The sequence below is a fragment of the Chamaesiphon sp. OTE_20_metabat_361 genome (genome assembly GCF_031364565.1).
Genome location: NZ_JANLWO010000606.1, coordinates 1 through 9,077, shown reverse-complemented (window position 1 = coordinate 9,077; position 9,077 = coordinate 1). Strand labels below are relative to the sequence as shown.

The window sequence follows — 9,077 nt, the reverse complement described above, 5'->3', positions numbered from 1 at the left end:
ATTTACCTTCCCGGTGGTCGATAAAATTGCGATCGATCGATCGAGGCGTGGCTACCGCTAGCACAGGACGCATTCAGCCCGTCCCAGTCAGTCCGGTCGTCTTTGCGGGTGTCGTACCCATCGGGCAGGAAATGACCGCCCTCAAGAGCCAAATTAACAGCTTAGTGGCAAAATACGATTACCTCTCCCCTGGGATGTTTTTCATGGAAGTGGATACAGGTAATTATTTAGATATTAATGGCGAAAAAACTTTTCCCGCAGCCAGTACGATCAAGTTACCAATTTTGATGGCATTATTTCAAGCCGTCGATACTGGCAAAGTTCGCCTCAATGATACCCTGACAGTCAGACGCGATTTAATTACAGGCGGTTCGGGCGAACTCCAAAATAGTCCGGGTGCAAAATTGAGCGTGTTTAAAACAGCCACGATGATGATCGCCATTAGCGACAATACAGGTACGAATATGATTATTGACAAGCTAGGAGGGAAGCTGGCGCTCAATCGTCAATTCAAGAGCTGGGGACTGCGAAAAACAGTCATCAACCGCCCATTGGGAGACTTTAAAGGGGCGAATACAACTAGTCCCGCCGATCTCGTAAGATTGTCAGCCTTACTTGCCAAGCATCAATTAATTAGTGAAGCCAGCCGGAGTAAAGTGTTAGATATTCTCAATCAAACTGAAAATCGGAAACTCCTCCCCGCCGGATTGGGTAAAGGTGCCGCGATCGCCCACAAAACTGGTACGCTAGGACGATTGATTGGCGATGCCGGAATCATTGAAATGCCCAATGGCAAGCTCTATTTGGCGGGTATTTTTGTGAAGCGATCGTTTAACGATATTCGCGCTCGCAGTTTTGTCCAGGAAGTATCGAAGCTGACTTATAACTATATTAATAATCGCCAAGTAAGCCAGAAGTAGAGGGTAAGAGGTAAGAGGTAAAAGGTAATGGGTAAAAGGTAAAAGGTAAAAGGTAAAGGGTAAAAGGTAAAAGGTAAGAAGTAATTTTATGATGGTGGGTGCTGCCTATTATTTTAGACTGTAGGTTGGGTTGGGCCGCGAAACCCAACGCCCCACCAGAGTTACAGGTTGGGATTGTTGGGTTTCATTCTTCAACCCAACCTACAGATCCTTGTTGTGAGCTAATTTTAGAAACGTAGAAACGTAGGGTGGGCAATGCCCACAGACCATATAAAGCCGAAGCAATAAGAGTTTAAACTGTTTTATTCGATTACCTACGGTACGCTAAGCGATCGAGCAATCTCTATACTAGTCGAGCGATTTTAACCACTCTCAATATCCACATTACTATGTCAAAAACTGTTTGTGGGCAGTGCCCACCCTACTGGCTGGTTGCACTCGATCGGTTAGTCGATAAAGATATGTTAGTATTGGTAAATTTGTCTTATCAATTCAATCTGCATGACTCCAATTATTAGAAATGTAAGCGAGTCCGATTTTGATGGTATTCTCGATCTTCAGTCTCGCAATTTGTATAGTCAGTTAGCGCCAGCAGAGTTGGCGGGTGGATTTGTGACGACACCATTTACGCCCGAATTGCTTCGACAATTGCGATTGCAAGATGGTGTATTTGTAGCTGAAGATGCAGGGCAGATCGTCGGTTATTTACTGGCTGGGGATTGGACGTTTTTCTCGCAGTGGGAGATTTTCAGGGTGATGGTCGATCGACTACCCAAATTGAGATTTAAAGGTAGAGAAATTACTGTCGATAGCAGTTTTCAGTATGGGCCGATCTGTCTCGATCGAGCTATTCGGGGTAGTGATATCTTTCCGCAGCTATTCGATTTGATGCGATCGAGTTTCGCACCCAAATTTCCAGTCGGCGTAACTTTTATCAATAAACTAAATCAGCGATCGTTTGCCGCACATACCCGCAAACTCAACCTAGAAATAATCGATGAATTTGAGTTTAATGGTAATTCGTTTTATATGTTGGCATTTTTAACTAGGCTTTAGAGATTAGGCTTTAGGCTTTAGGGATTAGGTAATAAACTGTTCGGCAAAGTGGACGATCTTACCTCTTACCTTTTACCTCTTACCTCTTACCTTTTACCCTCTACCCCTAAGATCGCATCCAGCCGATCCTGGGGAATATTAAAGATGTGGTGAGAAATCGGCAATCGGATCGGGAAATTATGACCAGTAGCAGCTTGGGATTTCATCTGTGTGGGTATCGGGTGAGAGAGGAACTATTTCGCGATGCTAAAACTGTCGTGTATCGGGCAGAGCCAATTGAGCCAAAATCAGCCAGTCAGCCGAAATCGGTAGTTATCAAATTATTGACAGCCGCGTATCCAACCGAGCGCGAATTACTCAATTTTCGCCATCAGTATCTGCTGCTCCAGGGGCGCGACGCCAGCACTGCCAAACATCTCGATTTACCGGGGGTCGTGAGGGTTTACAGCTTAGAGGCATCCGATCTCGGCTATGCGTTGGTGATGGAGGATTTTGGGGGCATCTCGTTGGTAAGTTATCGCCAAAATAATTGCTTACCCGTGGTGGATGTCCTCCAGATCGCGATCCAGTTGGCGGATACGTTGCACGCACTGGGACGAGCGCGGATCGTCCATAAAGATCTCAAACCGGGCAATATTCTGATAAATCCGACTACTCGACAGGTGAAGTTGACTGATTTTGGGATTGCGTCCCTGTTACCGCGCGAATATTTAGAATTGCAAAGTCCGAGCTGGTTGGAAGGCACGCTGGCTTACTTAGCGCCCGAACAGACGGGGCGGATGAATCGGGGGATCGATTATCGGACTGATTTTTATGGTTTGGGAGTAACTTTATCCGAATTACTGACTGGGAAATTGCCATTTGAGATGGCAGATCCGCTCGATTTGATTCATTGTCATCTGGAGCGGGAGGCGGTGCGGATCGATGTGGTGAATCCCGCAGTACCCGCAGTAGTCGCCGAAATTGTGGCTAAGTTGATGGCGAAACAGGCGGAGGATCGGTATCAGAGTGCGTTGGGACTCAAGTATGACTTGGAGTACTGTTTGCAGCAGTGGCAGACAACGGGGAGAATCGGCGCGTTTGCATTGGCGCAGCGGGATGCGAGCGATCGATTTATGATTCCCGAACGGCTGTATGGACGGGAATTAGCTGTCAAAAGTTTACTCGATACGTTCGATCGAGTGGCGGCGGGGGGGAGCGAATTGGTATTGGTGGCGGGCTGTTCGGGGATTGGCAAAACGGCGCTGATTAACGAAGTTCACAAACCAATTACGCGTCAGCACGGCTATTTTATCAAGGGTAAATTCGACCAATTCAATCGAAATCTGCCGCTGTGGGGCTTCGTTCAAGCCCTGCGGGATTTAATCGCGCAGTTGACGAGCGAAGGTGAAGATCGCGTAGCCGCATGGAAAGGTCAGATTTTGGCAGCGGTGGGGCATAACGGACAGGTGCTAATCGCCGCCATTCCGGAGCTAGAGCGGATTATCGGCGCACAGCCGCCTGCTATCGAGTTAGCGCCAGCGGAGGCACAGCAGCGATTTAGTGGCTTATTTCAAAAGTTAATTGCGGTATTTGCCACCCCCGAACACCCCCTGACAATCTTTTTGGATGACTTGCAGTGGGCGGATGCTGCTTCTCTGGAGTCGATCGAGCTATTGATGGCAGGTAGGGGCTATTTACTGATTTTGGGGGCGTATCGGGACAATGAAGTGGCATCGAGGCACTTATTGATGTTGACGATCGAGCGATTGCAGCAAGCCGATCGAGCGATCGGCACGATTAGTCTAGCACCGTTGACCTTCGATGATACGGCGCGATTGGTCGCAGATACGTTACGGTGTCCACGCTCCCGAACCCAACCCCTAACCGAACTCATCTTCCTCAAAACCGAAGGGAATCCGTTTTTTACCACCCAGTTTCTCAAGGCTTTATATGACGCGGGTGAGATCTGGTTTAATGCCCAGGGCAATTGGGAATGTGACATCGCCAGCATCCAAACTTTGGCACTGAGCGATGATATTGTCGAATTTATGGCAGCCCAGCTCCAAAAATTGCCGCCGCCAACCCAACAGCTCCTCAAATTAGCCGCCTGTATCGGCAATAGTTTCGACCTTCAGACCCTGGAAATCGTTGCCGAACAGTCGCGATCGAGTGTGGAAACTCTACTGTGGCAAGCATTAGAGGCTGGTTTGATTTTGCCTAGCGGCAAAATATACAAATTCGACCAGGATTTACAGGATTTGGAGGATTTACAGGATTATGTTGCTGGTGGGAGTCATGCTCCCGACGACTCGCCCAGTCTCCCAGTCGCCCATTCGCCCATTCGCCCAGTCTCCCCCACTCCCCCACTCCCCCACTCCCTACCCTCTACCCTCTACCGCTTCCTGCACGATCGCGTCCAGCAGGCGGCATATTCCTTAATTTCCGAGCAGCAACAACAAACGCACTTACAAATCGGACGGTTGTTACTCGCCAATACTCGATCGCAACCGCCGCTCGCAAATTTGTTTGAGATCGTCAGTCATTGGAATAAGGCGAAGGCATTGGTGCAGGAGCCAGCCGAACGTGCGCTGCTGGCACAGCTCAATCTCCAAGCGGCGCGGCAAGCCAGAGCTGCCAATGCTTATGGTGCAGCCTTTAGGTATGCACGGATCGGCACGGAGATCCTGGGCGAGTCGGGATGGACGCAGCAATATCCGCTGACGCTAGCACTCTATGAAACACTCGCCGATGCGGCTTTCCTCAGTGGTGACTTTGAATCGGTACCTGGATTGGTGCAAATTGTCTTAGAGCGCGCGCGGACGCCGCTCGATCGCGCTAAAAGCTATGAGACGATGATTCGGTATCATGGGATTAAAAAGCAATATCAACAGGCGATTGCTAGTGGGCTAGCAATCCTGCAACAATTAGGGACTAAAATATCTCCAAAACCCGATCGCTTAACGCTGCTGCGAGAATTAGTTAAAACAAAAATTGCCCTGATGGGTAAATCAAACGAGCGATTGTTAGCTTTACCAGAGATTGTCGATCCAAAAAAAATTGCCCGATTGAACATCTTGAATCTGTTACAGTTTTCAGCTTTTTTCTGTTCGCAGGAATTGATGGCGGTTGTGAGTTTTGTAGGTATTCGACTGACTTTGCGGGATGGTAATACCCCTTGGGTGGCGAGTTTTTATGCTACTTACTGCATTGTAATTTCTAGTTTGGGTGAATTAAAACAGGCTTATCGAATCGCGCAACTGGCAATTATGCTAGCCGATCGGTATGCTAATTTAGCAGTTACCGGACGAGTAAAAGTAATTGCGCCTTGGTATGCTCTACCTTGGCAAGAGCCGTTGCGCGGCACGATCCCGATGTTGGATGAGAGTGTGCGGCTGGCGATCGAGGGTGCCGATTTACAATATATCGGTATCAATGCGGGGGTCGCGATCGCCACGAGATTTTACGCTGGCATCCCGTTAGATGAAGTAGTCGATCGCCTAGAGGCAGCAGCAGCATTAATCGTCCGCTCGAAGGACGAAAATAGCCAGCAGTTTTTCGATCTGATGCGACAGACGATCGTTAATTTACATACACCATCAGATCGACCGACGGATATTTTTAAGGGGCAAGATGAGATCTCATTAGTATCTCAGTGGCAATCTAAAAATGAAGCCATCCTGTTATCGACGATGTATGGTTTCCAAACTTTGCTGGCTTATCATTTTGAAGATATTCCCAATGCTTTAATCTCTGCCGACGCTCAATTACCCTATGAGTACTCAGCCAAGGGCGGTTACTCGATCGCGCGAATTTGGCTATTTGATGCCCTGACGCGATTGGCAGCCTATTCCCACAGCGACAAACGAGTTCAGCAAAAATTACTCAAGCGCATCGATGCGGCTCACCGCGAGTTAGGCAAACGCGCTCGATCGATGCCCGGTAATTTTCAACACCAATACGATTTGGTAGCCGCCGAAAAATGTCGGGTGTTGGGCAATTTTAGTCGAGCGATCGAATTGTACGATCGAGCGATCGCGGGAGCTAAGGCAAATGAATACCCGCAAGAAGAAGCCTTAGCCAACGAACTGGCGGCTAAATTTTATCTAGCTTGGGGCAAAGCCAAAATTGCCGCAGTTTACATGCAGGCGGCTTATTATGGCTATGTCTTATGGGGAGCTAAAGCCAAAACCGCCGACCTCGAACGCCGCTATCCGCAGCTCTTAGCGCCGATTTTAGCTGCCCGTCAGGTCGAAGTTGATGCTCTGGCAACGCTAACTCAGATTACCAATTATGCCGCCGTCCCGCCCGAGCGGACGGATGCGACTGGTTTCGATCTGGCGATCGTCATTCAAGCCGCCCAAACCCTAGCAAGCACGATCGAACTAACCGAACTCATCCGGCAACTAAGTGAAATCCTGCTCCAGAATTCTGGCGCTCAGACGTGTATTTTAGTCTTGCCAGATGACGATCCCGATCGCTGGCTGATTCGCTCCCAAAGTGTCATTGCCAAGGGTACCCAGGCGACGACGACCCAGCTATCGCAACCGTTAGCCGATGGGTTTGACTATCCCGCTAACTTAATTTACGCGATTAAAAATACCCAGCAAGCGGCGCTCTTGGACGCGCGGCAACCGTTGGCGATTCCCGACCTCTATTTACTCGAACATCAACCTGCGAGCGTCTTTTGTCTGCCGATCGTCAAACAAGAGCGCGTCTTAGGCGTGGTGTATTTAGAACACCGTCACCAGCCCGCCATTTTTACCCAGCAGCACCAGACCGTAATTACCTTTTTATGTCACCAAGCCGCGATCGCGCTAGATAATGCTCGGTTATACAAATCTCTCGTCCAACGTTCGGCGGCGATCGAAGCTTCCCTAGATGGCTTTGCAATCCTCGATCGCGATCGGTTTATTTATCTCAATCAGAGCCATGCCGATCTGTTTAGCTATACCGTCGCCGAACTACTCGGTCGCCATTGGCGCTGCTTGTATACTCCCGACCAGCTCCAACAGATTGAGAGCGTAGCCTTCCCCGCGATCGGTAAATGTGGTCGCTGGCGCGGTGAAGCGATCGCGCTCCGCAAAGACGGTAGCACTTTCAATCAAGAAGTCACCTTGTTTTCACTTGACAACGGTAAACTAATCTGCATCTGTCGAGATATTACCGATCGCCAGACGATGGAGATCGCCCTGCGTCAGTCCGAACGACAGTATCAAAAGTTAGCTGATAATATTCCGGGCATTATCTATCAGTTTCGGATCGCGCCGGATGGCAGTATGTCCTATCCTTACGTCAGTTCGGGCTGCTGGGAACTACTCCAACTTACTCCCGCCGAGGTGATGGCTGATGCTAACTGCGCGCTCGATACGATCCATCCCGAAGATCGCATTCAGTTGCGCGGAGTGATGGCTCAGTCCGCACGCCAGATGACGCCGATCGCCTGGGAAGGGCGGATGCTGCCGCGTGCTGGTGGCATTAAATGGATTAAGTATGCCGCGCGTCCGGAACTCCAACCGGATGGCGCGATCGTCTGGGATGGGGTGATGCTCGATATTACCGAACAGCAAGCTGCGTTACACGAACGCAAAATCGCCGAAGCCAAACTCTCGCAGACCAATCACCGCCTCGAATCAACCAACCAAGAACTCCAACGCGCCACCCGACTCAAAGACGAATTTCTCGCCACCATGAGTCACGAACTCCGCACTCCCCTCAATGCCATTCTGGGGATGTCGGAAGCTTTACAGGATGACGAAGTTTTCGGCACACTCAACCTTCAACAACTAGAGGCGATCGCGACAATCGAGCAAAGTGGCGAACATCTATTATCACTGATTAACGATATCCTCGATGTTGCCAAAATTTCCGCAGGTAAACTCGAACTCCATCTCGATCGCGTCTGTTTGACCGAACTGTGTAAATCTAGCTTACTTTTAGTCAAACCCCAAGCGATCGCCAAGCAGATTCAGATCGAAACCCAGTTAGCGGTTTCGCTAGATTGGATCGCTGTAGACGAACGCCGGATGCGGCAAGTGCTGATCAATTTACTCAATAATGCTGTCAAATTTACGCCTCCTGGCGGTCGGGTTAAATTGAGTGTCAGCATCGCAGCGGCGGATGGGGCTTGGTTGTGTTTTTCCGTCAGCGATACAGGAATTGGGATTAGGGATGCCGATCTCGCCAAGCTGTTTCAACCCTTCGTCCAAATCGATAGCAGCCTCAATCGCAAATACTCCGGCTCTGGCTTGGGGCTGGTGCTAGTCAAGCAAATTGTCGAATTACATGGCGGTACGGTGACGATCGCGAGCGAAGTTAACAAAGGCAGTTGCTTTAGCGTGATGCTACCCCCGGATTGCTGGCAGCTAGAGTCAACCCCCAGCCAGACGATCGCCGATCGAGATCCCCCCGCCCAGCCGCGTGTTGCGCCGACGATTTTACTAGCTGAAAGTAGTGAAGTCATTATCGATACTTTCGCCAACTATCTCACCGCCAAAGGCGATCGCGTCATCGTCGCTCGCACTGCCCCCGCCGCGATTGCCTCGGCTCACAGCCACGCTCCCGATCTCATTTTGCTCGATCTCCAACTTGCGAGCGCGGATGGGGGAGCGACCCTCTCGGCGCTATGCCGCTCCCCCATCCCCGTTATCGTCATGACGGCTGGTTTTAGCACTGAGGATCGCGATCGCTGTTTGCAACTTGGCGCGGCGGCTTACCTCACCAAACCCATCAAATTGATCGAATTGCACCAGCTCATTCAAGAATCCTTGAGAGGGGAGATGGGAGATGAGAGATGGGAGACGGGAGCAAGATTGTCTATATTTAAATCGACCAAAGATTAATCTTGAAGTATGGTTGGGTATACTAAATACATACCCGACCGATAGATTTAGGGTGTTGCTGATTTAAGGTATGATTTGCCCTCACCCCGCCCTCACCTGCGGTTCAGGCTCCCCTCACCCAAGCTTGGGAGAGGGGTTGGGGGTGAGGGCAAGATCTACGCATCGTACCCAAATTCAGCAATGCCGGAAATACAATTTCCCACACTCCCCCCTTTCCCACCCCACACCCCGAACCCATGAACTCAACAAACGACCTCGACGCACTCGAAACCATCTACAC

General features: G+C 49.9%; 4 protein-coding genes. All 4 read left to right on the top strand.

Features of this window, described 5'->3' with window-relative positions; genetic code table 11:
- The coding region (locus RMO35_RS17425; RefSeq protein WP_309742588.1) for a serine hydrolase at positions 1–920 on the top strand (920 nt) is incomplete at its 5' end.
- 389 nt (positions 921–1,309) lie between these two features.
- On the top strand, positions 1,310–1,438 hold the full coding sequence (locus RMO35_RS17420) for a hypothetical protein (RefSeq protein WP_309742586.1): 129 nt from the start codon (positions 1,310–1,312) through the stop codon (positions 1,436–1,438).
- Positions 1,422–1,976, top strand: a complete 555-nt coding sequence (locus tag RMO35_RS17415; RefSeq protein WP_309742584.1) for a GNAT family acetyltransferase — start codon at positions 1,422–1,424, stop codon at positions 1,974–1,976. Before RMO35_RS17420 ends, RMO35_RS17415 begins: the two co-directional genes overlap by 17 nt.
- A 179-nt stretch (positions 1,977–2,155) precedes the next feature.
- The gene (locus tag RMO35_RS17410) at positions 2,156–8,797 is read left to right on the top strand and encodes an AAA family ATPase (protein WP_309742583.1); all 6,642 of its coding nucleotides are present in this window, start codon (positions 2,156–2,158) and stop codon (positions 8,795–8,797) included.
- Positions 8,798–9,077 lie beyond the last annotated feature (280 nt).

Coding starts and splice junctions, on each gene's coding strand:
- RMO35_RS17420 (WP_309742586.1), top strand. CDS start 1,310: ATGTCAAAAACTGTTTGTGGGCAGTGCCCACCCTACTGGCTGGTTGCA.
- RMO35_RS17410 (WP_309742583.1), top strand. CDS start 2,156: ATGACCAGTAGCAGCTTGGGATTTCATCTGTGTGGGTATCGGGTGAGA.
- RMO35_RS17415 (WP_309742584.1), top strand. CDS start 1,422: ATGACTCCAATTATTAGAAATGTAAGCGAGTCCGATTTTGATGGTATT.